18 protein-coding genes are annotated in these 16,606 nt (G+C 64.9%); 13 read left to right on the forward strand and 5 right to left on the reverse strand.

What is annotated here, in order from left to right:
- On the forward strand, positions 1 to 1,831 hold a 1,831-nt coding region (locus tag EN949_RS22175), incomplete at its 5' end, for an EAL domain-containing protein (protein ID WP_127371777.1).
- Positions 1,832 to 1,885: 54 nt separating this feature from the next.
- Here EN949_RS22175 and EN949_RS22180 read toward each other — a convergent pair.
- Entirely contained in the window at positions 1,886 to 2,080 is a 195-nt protein-coding gene (locus tag EN949_RS22180) for a hypothetical protein (protein WP_024501638.1), read from the reverse strand.
- A 208-nt stretch (positions 2,081 to 2,288) separates the two neighbouring features.
- Between EN949_RS22180 and EN949_RS22185 the strand changes: the two genes are divergently transcribed.
- Entirely contained in the window at positions 2,289 to 3,020 is a 732-nt protein-coding gene (locus EN949_RS22185; RefSeq protein WP_127366161.1) for a 3-keto-5-aminohexanoate cleavage protein, read from the forward strand.
- Between the two features lie 35 nt (positions 3,021 to 3,055).
- On the opposite strand, the gene gcvA is transcribed toward EN949_RS22185, so the two are convergent.
- A complete protein-coding gene (gene gcvA / locus EN949_RS22190; protein ID WP_127366160.1) occupies positions 3,056 to 3,958 on the reverse strand; it encodes a transcriptional regulator GcvA in 903 nt (300 codons plus the stop codon).
- Positions 3,959 to 4,084: 126 nt separating this feature from the next.
- Between gcvA and EN949_RS22195 the strand changes: the two genes are divergently transcribed.
- Together EN949_RS22195 and EN949_RS22200 are read left to right on the forward strand one after the other, a co-directional pair.
- A complete protein-coding gene (locus EN949_RS22195; protein WP_024501629.1) occupies positions 4,085 to 4,789 on the forward strand; it encodes an SDR family oxidoreductase in 705 nt (234 codons plus the stop codon).
- 49 nt (positions 4,790 to 4,838) lie between these two features.
- On the forward strand, positions 4,839 to 5,897 hold the full coding sequence (locus tag EN949_RS22200) for a Gfo/Idh/MocA family oxidoreductase (protein WP_127366159.1): 1,059 nt from the start codon (positions 4,839 to 4,841) through the stop codon (positions 5,895 to 5,897).
- Between the two features lie 275 nt (positions 5,898 to 6,172).
- Here EN949_RS22200 and EN949_RS22210 read toward each other — a convergent pair whose 3' ends face one another.
- Positions 6,173 to 6,772: a DUF922 domain-containing protein gene (locus tag EN949_RS22210; protein ID WP_063168572.1), complete on the reverse strand. Its 600-nt coding sequence runs from the start codon at positions 6,770 to 6,772 to the stop codon at positions 6,173 to 6,175.
- A 119-nt stretch (positions 6,773 to 6,891) separates the two neighbouring features.
- On the opposite strand from EN949_RS22210, the gene EN949_RS22215 reads away from it, so the two are divergent.
- Positions 6,892 to 7,386: a hypothetical protein gene (locus EN949_RS22215; protein ID WP_244506842.1), complete on the forward strand. Its 495-nt coding sequence runs from the start codon at positions 6,892 to 6,894 to the stop codon at positions 7,384 to 7,386.
- 72 nt (positions 7,387 to 7,458) lie between these two features.
- Here EN949_RS22215 and EN949_RS22220 read toward each other — a convergent pair whose 3' ends face one another.
- A complete protein-coding gene (locus tag EN949_RS22220; protein ID WP_127371322.1) occupies positions 7,459 to 8,895 on the reverse strand; it encodes a PLP-dependent aminotransferase family protein in 1,437 nt (478 codons plus the stop codon).
- A gap of 35 nt (positions 8,896 to 8,930) precedes the next feature.
- On the opposite strand from EN949_RS22220, the gene EN949_RS22225 reads away from it, so the two are divergent.
- The 3 genes from EN949_RS22225 to EN949_RS22235 all read left to right on the forward strand — a co-directional run bounded on the left by EN949_RS22225 (position 8,931) and on the right by EN949_RS22235 (position 11,576).
- Positions 8,931 to 9,683: a pyridoxamine 5'-phosphate oxidase family protein gene (locus EN949_RS22225; RefSeq protein WP_063168570.1), complete on the forward strand. Its 753-nt coding sequence runs from the start codon at positions 8,931 to 8,933 to the stop codon at positions 9,681 to 9,683.
- Between the two features lie 64 nt (positions 9,684 to 9,747).
- The gene (locus EN949_RS22230; RefSeq protein ID WP_127366162.1) at positions 9,748 to 10,200 is read left to right on the forward strand and encodes a GNAT family N-acetyltransferase; all 453 of its coding nucleotides are present in this window, start codon (positions 9,748 to 9,750) and stop codon (positions 10,198 to 10,200) included.
- A 176-nt stretch (positions 10,201 to 10,376) separates the two neighbouring features.
- Positions 10,377 to 11,576: a PLP-dependent aminotransferase family protein gene (locus EN949_RS22235; RefSeq protein ID WP_206523568.1), complete on the forward strand. Its 1,200-nt coding sequence runs from the start codon at positions 10,377 to 10,379 to the stop codon at positions 11,574 to 11,576.
- Here EN949_RS22235 and EN949_RS22240 read toward each other — a convergent pair.
- Positions 11,553 to 11,855, reverse strand: a complete 303-nt coding sequence (locus tag EN949_RS22240) for a hypothetical protein (protein ID WP_245459131.1) — start codon at positions 11,853 to 11,855, stop codon at positions 11,553 to 11,555. The genes EN949_RS22235 and EN949_RS22240 overlap by 24 nt on opposite strands.
- Positions 11,856 to 12,173: 318 nt before the next feature.
- Between EN949_RS22240 and EN949_RS22245 the strand changes: the two genes are divergently transcribed.
- From EN949_RS22245 to EN949_RS22265, 5 genes are all read left to right on the forward strand, one after another.
- Positions 12,174 to 12,602 (forward strand): VOC family protein, encoded by a 429-nt coding sequence (locus EN949_RS22245; protein ID WP_013530756.1) that lies wholly within the window; start codon positions 12,174 to 12,176, stop codon positions 12,600 to 12,602.
- A gap of 187 nt (positions 12,603 to 12,789) precedes the next feature.
- Positions 12,790 to 13,305 (forward strand): hypothetical protein, encoded by a 516-nt coding sequence (locus EN949_RS22250; RefSeq protein ID WP_013530757.1) that lies wholly within the window; start codon positions 12,790 to 12,792, stop codon positions 13,303 to 13,305.
- A gap of 230 nt (positions 13,306 to 13,535) precedes the next feature.
- Complete coding sequence (locus EN949_RS22255; RefSeq protein ID WP_024501618.1) at positions 13,536 to 14,153, forward strand: C39 family peptidase; 618 nt, start codon at positions 13,536 to 13,538, stop codon at positions 14,151 to 14,153.
- A gap of 24 nt (positions 14,154 to 14,177) precedes the next feature.
- A complete protein-coding gene (locus EN949_RS22260) occupies positions 14,178 to 15,266 on the forward strand; it encodes a D-alanine--D-alanine ligase family protein (RefSeq protein WP_127366300.1) in 1,089 nt (362 codons plus the stop codon).
- Between the two features lie 152 nt (positions 15,267 to 15,418).
- Positions 15,419 to 16,606 (forward strand): AI-2E family transporter (locus EN949_RS22265; protein WP_164782530.1); only part of this gene is annotated, 1,188 nt, incomplete at its 3' end.

Genomic DNA, 16,606 nt, shown 5'->3' on the forward strand with positions numbered 1-16,606 from the left:
GGGACATTGGGTGTGGGTGCTCGATCGCGGCGGCGTCGTCGAGCGCGACGCGATGGGAAAGCCGCTCAGGCTGATGGGTGTGCAGACCGACATCTCCAAGCAGAAGGCCGCCGAGGCCGAACTCGAGCAGGTCAATGTGCGCTTCCGCCTGGCGCTCGCCGCCAGCGGCACCGGCATCTGGCACCACGACCTCGCGGGCGGCAAAAGTTATTGGGACGAACGCACCAGGGAGATTTTCGGGCTCGTCTCCGACACCGCCGAAGTCGAGCGCGACCACTGGTTCGGCTATCTGCATCCGGACGACAAGGAGGCCGCGTCGCGCGCGCATCTGGTGCCGCTCGAAACGGACAAGGTCACCGCCGTGCAATACCGCATCGTGCGGCGCGACGGAGAGGTCCGGCACATAGAATCCCTGCTGCGTTTCATCGCCGACCCGCAAATCCGGGACCGCCGGCTGGCGGGGCAGATCCTGGGCACGGTGCGCGATATCACCGAAGACAAGCAGCGCGAGCAGGAGCTTGCCTATGCGGCCCGCCATGACGCGCTCACCGGTCTCTTGAACCGCGCCGCGTTCGACCGGCTGCTGGCCGATCATATCGCGGCCGCGCGGTTGCTGCCGCTTTCCGTGTTCTATGTCGATCTCGACTACTTCAAGGCGCTCAACGATTTTGCCGGCCACGCGGCCGGCGACCTGGCACTGAAAAGCGTTGCGCAAGGCATTCTGGGCTGCCTTCCCGCGACGGCGCATGCCGCGCGCCTGGGCGGTGACGAGTTCGCGCTGCTGATGCCCAATTGCGATGCGGCGCAGGCCGGGCGGCTGGCCGACGCGGTACTTGCCGCGGTTCGCGATGCCGAACTTGGATCGACGGCCACGTCGCGCAAGCTGGCGGCCTCGATCGGTATCGCTTTCGTCGATGACGCCGACACGACGGTGGCCGACGCGCTAGCCTGTGCCGACGACGCCTGCTACGCGGCCAAGGCCGCCGGGCGAAACCGATTTGCCGTCTTCTCCACCGATACGGCATCGGGTTCGGGTGGCCTCAACGCGGCGCGCATCGTCGCCGATACGGTCGATGCCATGGAAGACGGCAGGCTGAAGCTGTTTGGCCAGGAAATCCATCTTCTGGGCCGCCCCTGGCAGGAAAGCCGCCATGTCGAAGTCTTGGCCAGGCTCGCCGCACGCAACGGCCGGCTGGTGCCACCCGGCGAGTTCATTCCGGTGGCCGAGCGGTTCGGCATCGCGTCGCGGCTCGACCGCTGGATCATCCGCACCGCGCTGTCGCGGCATGGTGCCGCCTTGCGTTCGGGGGCGCTGACGCTTGGCTTCAATCTGTCGGCGCAGACGCTGAGCGATCCGCAGCTTTGGGACTTCGTCGACAGCGTCATAGAAGAAACCGGGGCGCCGCATTCGGGCATCGGCTTCGAGATCACCGAAACCGCCGCCGTCACCAATTTCGATGCCGCCGAACAGTTCGTGCGCAAGGCGCGCGAGCGGCGTTGCCGGGTCGGCCTCGATGATTTCGGAGCCGGCATGAGCTCGTTCGAATATCTCCGGCGGTTCCCCGTCGACACGATCAAGATCGACGGTTCCTTCATCGAGCACATCACGCAAAGCCGCTTCGACCGCGAGATCGTGCTGGCCATCACCAGCATTGCCCGTAGCCTCGGCTGCGACGTGGTCGGTGAGAAGATCGAACGGCAGGACACGCTGGCCATGTTGAGCGACATGGGGGTCGCCTTCGGCCAGGGATTTTTGCTGCACCAGCCGGAGCCGCTCGAGCGAATTGTCGCGCGCGCAACCAAGGGAGCGACGGCCCGCAAGGCATCGTGATCCGGGTGCGGCGAGTTTCAGGCCAGGCCGGACTGGCCTGAAACTCGACACTTTCTATCCGGTTCGCCGCGCCGTCGATTGCGGAAACTCCAGCACTCCAGCCTCGGGTCGCCTGTGCTGCGCCTCCGTCACCGCTTCGATCAACAGATCGAGCGCGTCACAGGCGGCACGGCTCGTCTCGTCATTGCCCTGCAGATAATGATAGGCGCGTTCGAGGTGGATGCGGGCGGCTGAAAAATCGCTGGTCAATGGTCCCTCCATGATCCCGCCCTGAAAAGAGCTTGCCGGAGACGAGGGAACGCCGGGTAAATATCCACAAGCGGCTTTTATTCAAATGCCGCCGAATGTTGTGAGCAGGCGCGCGGCGTTGAAGCTGCCGATCTCCCCTACGAGGGGGGAGATTGGCAGTTTCAACGCCGCACAGCTACACTGCGGCCCCTTGCGCAAGGTGACATCGATGATCGTCCAGGCCTGCATCAACGGCGCGCGTCCGCGCGATTTCCACCCGAAGCTGCCGCTGACTGCCGAGGCAATGGCCAGCGATGCGGAAGCCTGCGTCGCCGCTGGAGCGGCCGAACTGCATATCCATCCGCGCGGCACCGACGGACGCGAAAGCCTGGCAGCCGTCGACGCCACGGTGCTGGCGGTGCGCCGGACCTGCCCGGGAACACTGGTTGGCGTGTCGACCGGCGCCTGGATCGAGAACGACGTCGAGCGGACCCGCGCGGCGATCGCCGGCTGGCGAGACCTGCCTGACTATGCTTCGGTCAACCTGTCCGAACCGGATGCGCCCGCCGTGATGGAGTTGCTGCGCCAGCGTGGTGTAGGCATCGAGACGGGGCTTGCCGTCGTCGCCGATGCCGAGCGCTTCGTAGCGCTTCCCGGCCACAACCAGGTGCTGCGCAATCTGATCGAGATCGACATCCCCGATCTGTCCGCTGCACTCGATGAAGCGCATGGCATCGCCGCCGTACTCGAGCGCGCCGGGGTACGGCGGCCGATCCTGCTGCATGGCGTCGACACGACTGTCTGGCCCCTCGTCGAGCTTGCGCATCGCCAGCGCTGGTCGACACGGGTCGGTCTGGAAGACGGCAAGACGCTCGCCGATGGCAGGACGGTCAAGGACAATGCGGAAATCGTCGCTGCCGCCGTGGCGATCTTTCGCGGTGCGCCCGTCGTTGCCTCATAGGCAAGCGGCTTGACGTCTCCGTGCGTGCGAAGGTCTCACGACAAAGGTCGTCGCTCTCCGGCATCCAGCAACCATTGCCGCACGGCTTGCGTCGGCTCGGGGTGGCGCTGTTTTCTCGGCATCACGACATAAAAATCCTGCGTGCCGCGCATTTCGCCGCTGACGGGCTGAACCAGACGGCCGGCGGCGAGGTCGGCGGCGACGAGAAAGCGGCTGGCCAGCGCAATGCCCTGGCCGGCCACCGCCGCGTCGATGGCGAGGCCGGTCTGGTTGAAGCGCATGCGTTTGAGTTCGGTCGTCATCTTCAGGCCGACCGCCTTTTCCATGAATTCCGGCCACAGATTGTGGGCATCGTGCAGCAGTGCGTGGTGCTGGATTTCGGAGGCCGCGATCTCGATCGCGCCGGCCGGCAGCAGGGCCGGGCTGCACACGGCGACGATCTGCTGGGGAAACAACAGGTCGACGACCAGCCCGGCGCCGAAGGGTGGGCGGCCCTGCCTGACCGCGATGTCGACGCCGTCGGCCTGGAAGCTCGACAGGCTTTCGCTGGCCAGCACGCGCAGGTCGACCAGCGGGTTGTGCGCGACGAAGTCGTGCAGCCTCGGGATAAGCCATTTGGTGGCGAAGCTCGGCGTCACGCTGATCGTCAGCCGCGCCGGCTCGGGACGAAGCAGCAGCGTCGCCTCCGAGATCAGGTCGAAGGCGCGGCGGATGTTGGGGACATAGGCGCGGCCCTCATCGGTCAGCGCCAGGCCGCGCGGCAGCCGCTCGAACAGCTTCGTGCCGAGATCGGCCTCCAGCCCGCGAATGTGCTGGGCGACCGCCCCTTGCGTGACGTTGAGCTCTTCGGCCGCGATGCGGAAGTTGAGATGACGCGCCGAGGCTTCGAAGGCGCGCAGCGCATTCAACGGCGGCAAGCTGAGGAAGGTTTCGGGCATGCAGTAGTTTTTCTACAGGTTGATTTCAGGCATTCTGGTTCGAACCGACGGGGAAAACCAGCTATATCGACGCTCAACTCCCGAAAACACCGCTTGCGGTGCCCGCAAACCTGAGAGGAAAATCCGATGAGTGTAGAAAAAGTAGCTGTGGTGGTGGCCGGCGGCAGCGGCATGGGGGCGGCGGCGGCCAAGCGGCTGGCGGCGGACGGCTTCAAGATTGCCATTCTTTCCTCTTCGGGCAAGGGCGAGGCGCTGGCCAAGGAGCTTGGCGGGCTCGGCGTCACCGGCTCCAACCAGTCGAACGACGATCTGCAGCGCCTCGTCGACCTGACGCTGGAGCGCTATGGCCGCATCGACGTGCTGGTCAACAGCGGCGGCCACGGGCCGCGTGCGCCGATCCTCGAGATCACCGACGAGCAATGGCACACCGGCATGGACGTCTACCTCCTCAACGTCATCCGGCCGGTGCGCATCGTGGCGCCGCAGATGGTCAAGCAGAAGGGTGGGGCCATCATCAACATCTCGACGGCCTGGGTGGTCGAGCCGAGCCCGATGTTCCCGACGTCCGCCGTGTTCCGCGCCGGCGTTGCCGCCTACACCAAGATCTTCGCCAACACCTATGCCGCCGACAATGTGCGCATGAACAATGTGCTGCCTGGCTGGATCGACAGCCTGCCGGCCACCGAAGAACGCCGCGACAGCGTGCCGATGCAGCGCTACGGCACTTCGGAAGAGGTCGCCGCGACCATCGCCTTCCTGGCGTCGGAGGGCGCCGGCTACATCACCGGCCAGAACATCCGGGTCGACGGCGGCATTATACGCGCTATTTGAGGGCGTCGGCCGGGAGGGGATTCCGGCATCTCACCCCAAGGAGCAAATAATGCGGCTTTTGATACTCGGCACCGGCTGGATGGCGCAGGAACATGCCCGGCGCTTCAGCGCCATCGAGGGCGTCGACATTGTCGGCGCAGTCGATGTCGATCCGGCGCGGGTTGGCGAGTTCGCCGACAGCTTTGACATTCCCAACCGCTTTACCGCGCTGGAGGAGGCGCTGGCATGGGGCGAGTTCGACGCGGTGGCCAATGTCACGCCCGACCGCATCCACCACCCGACCACCATGGCGCTGATCGCCGCCGGCAAGCCGGTGCTGTGCGAAAAGCCGCTGGCCGAAAACTTCGGCAAGGCGACCGAGATGGCCGATGCCGCCGAGGCCGCCGGCATCGTCAACATGGTGAACCTCACCTATCGCAATGTGGCCGCGCTGCAGAAAGCGCGCCAGATGGTGCAAGCGGGCGAGATCGGCACGGTCAGGCATGTCGAGGCGTCCTACCTGCAGAGCTGGCTGGTGTCGAAATTCTGGGGCGACTGGCGCACCGATCCGAAATGGCTGTGGCGGCTGTCGCGCGGCCACGGTTCCAATGGCGTGCTCGGCGATGTCGGCATCCACATCCTCGATTTCGCCAGCTATGGCGCAGCCGTCGACATCGACCATGTATTCTGCCGGCTGCGCGCCTTCGACAAGGCGCCCGGCAACCGCATCGGCGACTACGGACTCGACGCCAATGACAGCTTCGCCATGACGCTGGATTTTTCCAACGGCGCCTTCGGCGTGGTGCATGCCAGCCGCTGGGCAACAGGCCATCTCAACGAACTGCGTCTGCGCATCTATGGCGAGAAGGGCGGCATCGAAGTGGTGCACAATCTCGACGGTTCGACGCTCAAGGCATGCGTGGGGGAGAATGTCGAGAACGCCATATGGGAAGAGCGCGACCCCGGCACGGTGGAGACCAACTACCAGCGTTTCACTGACGCGGTGCGCACGGGCGTGCAGGCCGAACCGTCCTTCCGCCATGCAGCCGAATTGCAGAAGGTGCTGGATCTGGCCGTGGTGTCGGACGAGAAGCGGGCGGAGCTGCGGGCGAACGCGGAAACGCGGTGAGGGCTCGCACCTCGCGCCCATACCGCAGTAGCTGGAAGGGGCCGAGTTCTGTCAGACTCCCCTCTGGCCTGCCGGCCATCTCCCTCGCAAGGGGGGAGATCGGCAGCTTCAATTGCTGCGCCTGTCTTGCAACGCTGGAAATTTGCCGAAAGCAGATGAGAGCACAATCTCCTCCCTTGCGGGGGAGATGTCCGGCAGGACAGAGGGGGGCGCTGTCCCTCCGGCATTTCGTGGTAAGTCATCAGTGCCCGCCTCCTGATCCGTGTCAGGTGGCTTCAGGGGCCGGTCACGAGCGAAAAAACCAGTTTCTGCAAATTCCCGCCATTGCCGAATTCGATACGGTCGAAGTCGCGGCTTGCCTGCACCCGCGCCTTCGAGATCGCGTCGAGCCGCTTGACCACCTCGGCCCTGGTCTTGCTGCATTTGGGATCGTCGGCTACGGTCAGGCCGTCCGTCGCGGCTTGGATGTCGTGGACCATCTGGACCATGCTGGCGCCATGCACCTTCTCATGGGCGGCGACGCCGGCGATGAAGGTGTCCCAGTTCTTCTGGACGGCCGGCGGCAGGGAGCGGGAGGGTTTCGGCAAAGTGTAGGTGACGATCAGCTTCGGCCGCCCGGCCGTCAGCACGCAGTCCTTGCCGCTGGGCTTGTAATCCCTTAGCCCCCAGGTCAGCTTGAAATTGGTGTAGGCGATGGCGCGGGCAATGCCGAGCTTTGGCCCTTTCTCGCCGATCGAGCGGTAGAGTTCGGCGCCGGACTGGCCCGAGATCGCGTAGGGCTCGATCTTCTCGACCGGCTTCCACTCGGCATGAGCGGTGAGCGGCAAGGCCAGCAGGGCGGCAAAGGACAGACACAGGCGAATGCAGGCTCTCAATCCAACTCTCCGCGAAACAGGACCGGCTGCCGCAAGGGGCAATGCCATCGGATCGCTTTTTCCTATATGCTGGCGACGGGCGCTGCAAATGCCCTGGAGGCAGCCAATTGGGGGGAGCCATGAGAGTTGCACATCTCGTCGTCGCCGGTGCGGTAGCGGTCCTGCAGGCCGCGCAACCGGCGTTTGCCGCGTCGTGCGGCGGCTGGAGCGCCAGGATGGAGGAAGACGAGGGCGGCAGCGTGCTGACGGCCTCGGTCTGCGGCGGGCCGAAAGGCGATGCGTATCTGATGCTGACCTGTTTCGACACGCCGGTGCTGAGCTACGATCTCGGCGCCAACGGCCAGCAATTGGAGCCTGGCATCAGCGGTTCGTTCGCGTTCAAGGCCGACGGCAAGACGGTAACTAAGGCGCTGCAGCTGGAGGCCATGTACAACTACTTCGTGGTCAACCTGGCGAAAGCCGATCCGCTGCTCGACCTGTTGCGCGGCAAGGGCGATGTGTCGGTCAGTTCAGCCAAATATGGCGAGATCAGCTTTCCGCTGAAGGGTTCAAGCGCGGCCATCGGCAAGGTGCTGGCGCAGTGCGGCAAGGCCCAGCCCGCCGATGGGGATTGAGGACTTCGTCATCCGGGGGCCCTCCGAGACGGAGCTGCGCTCCTGCTTCGCCCTAGGATTGTTTGAGCAGGATCAGGTAGTTTGGCGGCCGGGACTGCGGCCCATCACCCCACCCAGTCGTACCGTCGCGGCCATCAGTTCCTCGTCCGAAAACCCGGAAAAACCCAGCACCAGGCCTTGCCGGGACGCCCCGCCGATGAACATCGAGGACAAGGCCCTGGCGCCGACACCTGCCGCCTTCGCCGCCTCGACGATCGCTGTGTCCGGCCCGGCGTGCTTCAGCGTCGCCATCAAGTGCAGCCCCTGTTCGGGCACGGTTACTTCGAGGGCATCGCCGCAATGCGTCTCGAGGCCGGCGACCAGCACGTCGCGCGCGGCTTGCACCCGGCGGCGCACGCGCCTGAGATGCGCGGCGAAATGGCCCTCGTTCAACAGGTCGGTCAGCGCGCCTTCGGCCAGCGTCGAGGGGAAGCGGTCGGCGCGCGCCCTGACCGCCATCACGGCATCGAGCAGCGCTTCGGGCACCACGACATAGCCGATGCGCAGGCCGGGGAAGAGGATTTTCGAGAAGGTGCCGAGATAGGCGACACGGCCCGAGCCGTCCATGCCCTGCAGCGAGGTCAGCGGCGGGCCGGCATAGCGGAACTCGCTGTCGTAATCGTCCTCGATGATCCAGGCATCGTTGCGCCGCGCCCAGTCGAGCAAAGCGAGACGGCGGCGCATCGTCATCGTCACGCCGAGCGGATATTGATGCGAGGGCGTGACATAGGCCGCGCGCGCCTTGGAGCACAGGCTTTCGCCGATCTCGGGATCGAGCCCTTCGGCGTCGACTGGTACGCCAAAAACCCTGGCGCCGCTGCCGGCCAGCACGGCGTGCGCCATGGGATAGCAGGGGTTTTCGATCCAGACGGCATCGCCGGGACGAAGTGCTGCACGCACCAGGAGATCCAGCCCCTGCTGCGTGCCCGACGTCAGCACGATCTGGCCGGCGTCGCAGCGCACGCCGCGTGCGGTCCTGAGATAGGTGGCAATTGCCGTGCGCAGCGGCAGGCCGCCGCGCGGATCGCCATAGCGGAAATGCTCCGGTCCGGGGCGGGTGAGGTGGCGCGACAGAAGGATGCGAAACATATCAAGCGTGCGCGGATCGGAGACCGCAACGCCAAGGCCGCAAGCTAGCGACGCCGCGACGTCGATCTCCGCTGGACGCGGCTTGATCAGCGTCAGCGGCAGATGCGGCACATCAGGCGCGACGAAGGTGCCGGCGCCGACCTTGGCGACCGCAAACCCCTCCGAGATCAGCATTTCGAAACAGGCAACCGCCGCCGAACGCGACAGGCCGAAGCGCTGTGCGAGATCCCGGGTGGTCGGGAGTTTCGCCCCGGTGGCCAGCGCGCCGGTCTCGATCAGCCGCCTGAGCGCCGCATAGAGCTCGCGGCTGCGCGGGCCGTCGCCCGGCAGGACCGGGATCAGCGCCGACCAATCCGGAAAATTGGTCCGGTTTTTCTTCATAGGATTGGTTCTTTTATCGACCAATGTCATGGCGCATGGTTGGCAGACGACAACCAAGGATGCAAGCCGTGAACGACACGCCAGCCAGTTTTCCGACCACCAGCCGCAACCGCGTCAAGCGCCTGCACGAGCGCGGCAGCTACGACCATGCGGCAGTCTTCGCGGTGCTGGATGCCGGGCTGCTGTGCCATGTCGCCTATACGTTCGACGGCCAGCCCTATTGCACGCCGACCATCCACTGGCGCGAGGACGACATGCTGTACTGGCACGGCTCGTCGGCCAGCCGCATGCTGCGCAATCTGCGCGGCGGCACGCCGGCCTGTCTCACGGTGTCGCATCTCGACGGGCTGGTGCTGGCGCGCTCGGGCTTCAACCATTCGGCCAACTATCGCTCGGCGATGTGTTTCGGCACGGCGCGAATCGTCGACGAGCCGCAGGAGAAACTGAAGGCGCTGGCCGGCGTCGTCGACCGTTTCTATCCCGGCCGGAGCGAGACCCTGCGGCCGATCTCGGCGCAGGAGGCCAAGGCGACGACGGTGATCGGCATGCGTATTGAAGAGGCATCGGCGAAGGTGCGCGCCAAGGGCGTCGGCGACGACGAGGAGGATTACGGGCATCCGGTTTGGGCCGGCGTCATCCCGGTGCGGATGGTGGTCGGCGCCGCCGAGCCGTGTCCGAGGCTGATGCCTGACATGGAGCGGCCACGGAACCTGGCTGGATATGCCGAGGGCGCGCGGCTCGATGAGGCGCTGACGCAGGCGCAGCGGGTTTATGAGGGCGAAGTTTAGCCCGCGCCTAGTGGGAACGTATTCAAATCTTGCCGCTGCCGCCGCCTCGCGATATCTCGACACCATGATCACCTTCCGCCGTGCGCAAGCCTCCGACCTGCCTGATATCGTGGCCATGCTGGCCGACGATCCGCTTGGCGCCGGCCGCGAGGACGCTTCCTTGCCGCTGGCGCAAGGTTATGTCGACGCTTTCAACGCCATCGACGCCGATCCCAATCAGCTGCTGGCGGTGGCCGTGGATGGCGGCGAGGTGGTCGGCACCTTGCAGATATCTTTCCTTGCCGGGCTCTCGCGCAAGGGCGCGTGGCGCGGCCAGATCGAGGCGGTTCGGGTCGCCGGCCACAGGCGCTCGGACGGCATCGGCAGGCAGATGATCGAATGGGCGATCGACGCGTGCCGGGCGTGCGGCTGCAGCCTCGTCCAACTGACCACCGACAAGGGGCGGGCGGGCGCGCATCGTTTTTACGAAAGCCTCGGCTTCACCGGCAGCCATCTCGGCTACAAGAAGAGCCTTTAGGCGGTCGGAAAACGCTGCAACACTTTTGTGGAACTGCTCGCGGCGTTCGAGCAGTGCGCCACCGCTGGCGCATTCGGGAAACCGTTCAGGCACACTTCAATTCGCGGCCAAGAGGGGATATAGGTCAGTCAAGTTGACCTATATTGCAGCGTCCGGGGAGGCGTGCCGTGACCCTTATGAACCTGTTGGCTTCGCGCTCGTCGCGCATGAAAGCGTCCGAAATCCGCGAGCTGCTGAAGCTGCTCGACCAGCCGGACATCATCTCGTTTGCCGGCGGTATTCCCGATCCGGCGCTGTTCCCGGCCGAGGCGATCCGCGACGCCTATGCCGATGTGCTGGGTGGCGCCGAGGCGGGCGCTGCGCTGCAGTACCAGGTCTCGGAAGGCTATCTGCCGTTGCGGCGCTGGCTCGCCGGGCAGATGGGCAAGCTCGGCGTCGCCTGCGACGAGGCCAACATCTTCATCACCTCCGGCTCGCAGCAGGCGCTGGATTATCTCGGCAAGCTGTTCCTGTCGCCGGGCGACACCGCGCTGGTGACGTGGCCGACCTATCTCGGCGCGCTGCAGGCTTTCAACGCCTATGAGCCGCGCTACGACCGGCTGACCCCGGCCGGCGGCAACATGACGCCCGATGCCTATCGCGCGGCGGCGGCCGCCAATGGCGGCAAGGCCAAATTCGCCTATCTGGTGCCGGATTTCGCCAACCCGACCGGCAACACGCTGAACCGTGAGCAGCGCGAGGCGGTGCTCGACCTTGCCGGCGAACTCGACATCGCCGTCATCGAGGATGCCGCTTACCGCGCGCTGCGCTATGGCGGCGAGGGCGAGCCGCCGATCCTGGCGCTCGATTGTGCCCGGTCCGGCGGCATCGACAAGGCGCGCACGCTCTATTGCGGCTCGTTCTCGAAGATCCTGTCGCCGGGCATGCGGGTCGGCTGGGTGTGCGCGCCGCGCCACATTGTCGAGAAGCTGGTGCTGATGAAGCAGGCTTCGGACCTGCACAGCCCGTCGATCAACCAGGTGGTGATGCATCGCGTCGCCGAAGCCGTGTTCGAAGGCCAGGTGGAAAAACTCATCGACGCCTATCGCGAGCGCCGCGACGGGCTGCTCTCGGCACTGGAAGCCCACATGCCCGAAGGCGTGACCTGGAGCCGCCCGGAAGGCGGCATGTTCGTCTGGGTGACACTGCCGGAAGGGGCCGACGCCACCGAGCTTCTGGCTCGGTCGGTGAAGGAAGCGCGGGTCGCCTTCGTGCCGGGCAACGCCTTTTATGCCGATGGCACCGGGCGCAACACACTGCGGCTGTCCTTCACGCTCGCCGACCGGCGCGCGGTGAGCGAAGGCATTCCAAGGCTAGCCGCCATCCTGAAGGGATAGGCCGGCGCTGGAAGCCGGCTTTTCCTCCGCCGTTACAGTCACCAGCCGCTCAAGCTTTGAAAGCCTGGTGCGAGCGAGCTTGCGGACCGGCCTTTCGAAACCTTCTTCGCCGTTTTCGACGACGAAGACCAAGGTCATGAAATCGAGCATGAATTCGTCGATGGCTGCCGCGACCTCGCGCGACCTGCCCTTGAACCGGCGCAGCAGAGCGGTTGCTTCCTCGATATCGTCGAGACCGGCGCTGTCGACCAGCGCTTCGAGCCTCTGAAAACAATCCAATCGCAATTCCTCCCACCGCGCCACCAAACCCGGTTGCGAGCGGAAAGTTCCAAACTGTGAGTGGTCTCGCGAAGAAATCGCCTCCATTGCTTGAATTCCGCGGACGGGCCATCGGCAATTTTTTTGTTCGGGTGGAACCTCCGCGGCCAACAAAGGTTCTTACCAGGTCTGATCCCCCCTCAGACCCCTGAAGGCTAGACATGCTTTCCAAAGGCCCGCCGGATCCCCTCCCGGCGGGCCCTTTGTTTGCTGGGAAGTATCCGCATTGACGACGCCCTATCCCAACCTAAATTCGAACCCACACGAGGAGGCGTTTTCATGGAAACCCAGGAATTGCATCGCGGCCGGCTCATCGACCACATCCAACTGGTGGTCAGAAACCTCGCGGCCAGCCGGCGTTTCTACGAGGCGGTCCTGCAGGCGCTCGATGTCCCGATCGGAGGTAGCGGCGCCGACTTTTTCTGGGCCGACGAGCTGTTTGTCTCCACTGCCGACAGCCGGGCCGCACAGGGAAAACTCACCGGCCGCCATCACCTGGCTTTCCAGGCAAGGGACCACGCCATGGTCGACGGCTTCTACAAGGCCGGGCTGGCGGCCGGCGGCACGGACAATGGCGCGCCGGGCGAACGGCCCTATCACCCCGGCTATTACGCCGCCTTCCTGCTCGATCCGGACGGCAACAACATCGAGGCCGTCCATCACGGCCCGCATCGTCGCAGCGCCGCTTCGGTGAAGATCACCTTCTAAGCTGCCGATATTCAGCCGGCCGGGATCGCGGACGCATGGGCGATGCTGGAGAGAGGCTGCCTTGCGTTGCCAGATCGGTGGCCCCGATGCTAACCGTGCAAATGGCGGGTGGGAATCGGTCCCGAAGCAACGTCCGCCACAAATTTTCAATAAAACTCCCCTTACCCCCCGTGGAGATATTTTTTTTATGCAAAACCCAGCAAGGGCGATCTGTGCCGCCACGCTTCTATTTGCGATCGGGGCCGTTGGCCTCACAAGTATATCATCCTTTGCTTATATTTCATCGGCGCAGGCCCAGGAGGAATATCTTCCGACCGAGAAGGATTTTGTCGGCAAATGGAAACTCAACGGCGGAGCCATCCGGCCGCCGCGCGATATGAAGGATGCGCCGACACCGGAACAGGAAGCGGCCGCCAGTGAGTTCCAGCAGACGGTGACCGCGTTTTACGGGGCGTTCGACTATCTGGAGATCACGGCGGACGGCCGCTACAATTTTCACCAGCCCGGGGATCCGACGTCGGGGCCTTGCGTCTGGTGCGGAACCTGGTCGTTCAGCAAGAGTTCGGCGTGGCTCGAGCTGGATACGGCGCCCCGGCTGGATATCTACGCCAAGGACGGCGACATGCAGATGACCTACACTGTCGAACCCTACGAAAAATCGAAATATGCGTGGCTGGTTTTCGGCTGGGCGAAGGCCGAGTAGGCGGCGCGCAGCATTCACCACGTTCGTCATCCTCGGGTCTCCGCGACGGAGCTTCTCCTGCTCCGCCTGTGGATGACGAAGGCGGGAGAGGCTTCCGCTAACCCCGGATGTCAGCGATGGTTGACCGAAACGGAAGATGACATCTTCTGGGTCGCGCCACTGAATGTCACGGCTTTTCATCCATCTCGTATCCTCGTATACGAGATGGAACCAGCGACCGAGGAGACCGCATGAGCCCGCCGCCTGAAACCGTGCCGTTTTTCAGCCAGTGGGAAACGCCTGACATGACGCTGGACGTGCTCGCCGACGGCGCGGATGTTGCGCTCAGGCGCGATCCGCTGTGGAGGCGATCCGGGGCGGAGACCCTCGACGAATACGCAATCTGGGCCGCCAACATCTGCGGCATGGCCTGCCTTAAAATGATCCTGGCCAGCCGCGGCGAGATCGTGCCGACGATCGAGCTTGCCAGGCGCTGCACCTTATATGGCGGCTATGTCGTCAATGAGGGATCGATCAAGGGGCTGATCTACGCGCCCTTCGTCAGCTTCGTGAAGGAAGCTTTCGGCCTGCGCGCCGAGGTGATGACCAATGTCGCCACATCAGACATTCCGGCGATCATGCAGCGGACGCGCTTCTTCATCGCGTCGGTCAGCAGCTCGATCCGCTGGCCCGAGCGCGAGCCGCCCTCGAAGGGCGGCCATCTGGTGCTGATCACCGCGGCATCCGACGAAGGTTTCCGCTTTCACAACCCGTCCGGCCATGAGCCCGCCACACAGGCAGACGCAGTGTTGTCACCGGCCGATTTCGACCGCTTCTTTGCCAATCGCGGCATTGCCGTCGCCATTTGATTTTTTGACAGTCGAGGGATTTCGATGACCGACAAGACAAGAGTGGCCATCCTCTATGGCGGGCGTTCGGCCGAGCACGACGTGTCGCGCCTTTCGGCCGCCAATGTGCTGAAGGCGATCGACCGGACGCGCTACGATATCGTGCCGATCGCCATTTCGCGAGGCGGCAGGTGGCTGCTGCAACAACTCGATCGCGCCGCGGCGATCGGCGATGAGGCGGCAGGGGCGCCGGCCTCCGAAGACGGCCCGGAGGTTGCTTTGTTGCCCGGAGGCAAGGGCCGGCTGGTTGCGGTGTCGCGGGATGGTACGCAGCCTGAGCTGCCCCCCATCGACGTCGTGTTCCCGGTGCTGCACGGGCCGTTCGGCGAGGACGGCTCGGTGCAGGGCTATGCCGAGGTCGCCGATGTCGCCTATGTCGGCTGCGGCATTCTCGCCTCGGCCGCCGCCATGGACAAGGACGTCGCCAAGCGGCTGATGCGCGAGGCGGGACTGGCGGTTGCCCGCTCCATCACCGTGCATCGAAACGGCAAGCATTCCTTCCAGGAGATTGCCGGGACGCTCGGCCTGCCTTTCTTCGCCAAGCCGGCGCGCCAGGGCTCGTCCTTCGGGGTCAGCAAGGTGAATGACAGGGACGGCTTCGAGCAGGCCATCGACACGGCTTTCCGCTACGACGGCAAAGTGTTGATCGAGGAATTCGTCGAGGGCCGCGAGATCGAGTTCTCGGTGCTGGGGCGCGCCGACGGGTCGCTGACGGTGTCGCTGCCCGGCGAGATCATTCCGGCCGGCAAGCACGGCTTCTACACCTATGAGGCCAAGTATCTCGATGCCGACGGCGCGCTGGTCAAGGTGCCCGCCGATGTCCCGGCCGATGTGGCCGAAAAGGCCAGGGATATGGCGCGGCAGGCGTTCCAGGCGCTTGGCTGCGAAGCCATGGCGCGCGTCGATTTCTTCCTGCGCACCGACGGCAGCCTGCTTGTCAACGAGGTCAACACCATTCCCGGCTTCACCGACATCTCGATGTATGCCAAGGCGCTTGCCGCCTCAGGCATCGGCTACAGCCAGACCATCGACGTGCTGATCGAGCACGCGCTGGCCAGGCATGCGGCGCGCTGATCCGATCGGGCGAGCCTGACTTCCATTTAGCCCTTCGGGAGCGGCCGGTGCGGGCCGGATCATTGCCTGTGAGCGAGGCGTATTTCATCGTTGGCTAAAGTTGCACGTCCGCTCTATATGCCCGATCATGGCATTTGGCAGGGAGGCATCACGTGGCCAATCGTCGAAACGGCACGGCGTCTCCGGCTGATGGGCTGGGGGACACCCTTTCAGCGGCCGCGCCCCATCCGCGAACCTCTTTGCCCAATGTGGCGGCCATCGTCACGACAGTGGCGGCACTGTATTTCGGGCGCGAGGTTTTCCTGCCGATCGCCATCGCGCTGCTGCTGACCTTCGCACTGGCGCCGCTTGTCGCAGCGCTAAAAAAGGTCGGCATTCCCCGGATTGCCGCCGTCATCGCCAGCGTGCTCGGCGCCTTCGCGGCGCTTGGCCTGTTCTCCTTCATCGTCGCCACGCAGGTCAGCGAACTGGCGCAGAACATCCCGGTCTACCAGACCAACATCCTGACCAAGATCCGCTCGCTCAAGGAGACCGGGGTCGGCGGCGGGATCCTTGCCAGACTGAGCAAGGTGGTCGAGCGGGTCGGCCAGGAGATCGACAGGCAAGACCCCTCGCTGCCGGCCGCCGCCCCGGAAAAGCCGCCGCGCGAGCCGGTGCCGGTCGAGATCGTCGCGCACGAAAGGCCGCTTCAGGTCCTGCAGAATGTCGTCGGGCCGCTGATCAGCCCGCTTGGGTCGGCCGGGCTGATCATCGTCGTCGTCATCTTCATGCTGCTCGAGCGGGAGGATCTGCGCGACCGCTTCATCCGGCTTGTCGGCTACGGCGACCTCCACCGCACCACCGAGGCGCTTCAGGATGCCGCCAAACGGGTGGGCCGCTATCTCCTGATGCAATTGGTCGTCAACATCGTCTACGCCATACCGATCGCGATCGGGCTCTGGGCCCTCGGTATTCCCAATGCGCTGCTGTGGGGGCTGCTGGCACTGGCGCTGCGTTTCGTTCCCTATATCGGCCCGATCATAGGCATGCTTTTGCCGCTGTTCCTGGCGCTGGCCGTGGCACCGGGCTGGTCGCTCGTGCTGTGGACAGCCGCCCTGTTCGTGGTGATGGAACTGATCACCGGCAATGTCATCGAACCCTGGCTCTACGGTTCGCGAACGGGACTGTCGCCGCTGGCGATCATCGTCGCGGCGATTTTCTGGACGTGGCTCTGGGGGCCGCTCGGGCTGATCCTGTCGACGCCGCTCACTGTCTGCCTGGTGGTGCTGGGCAGGCACGTGCCGCAGTTTGAATTCCTCGACGTGCTGTTCGGCAACGAGCCCGTGCTCGAACCCCATGCG

The sequence above is a fragment of the Mesorhizobium sp. M7A.F.Ca.US.007.01.2.1 genome (genome assembly GCF_003998165.1).
GTDB lineage: Bacteria > Pseudomonadota > Alphaproteobacteria > Rhizobiales > Rhizobiaceae > Mesorhizobium > Mesorhizobium ciceri.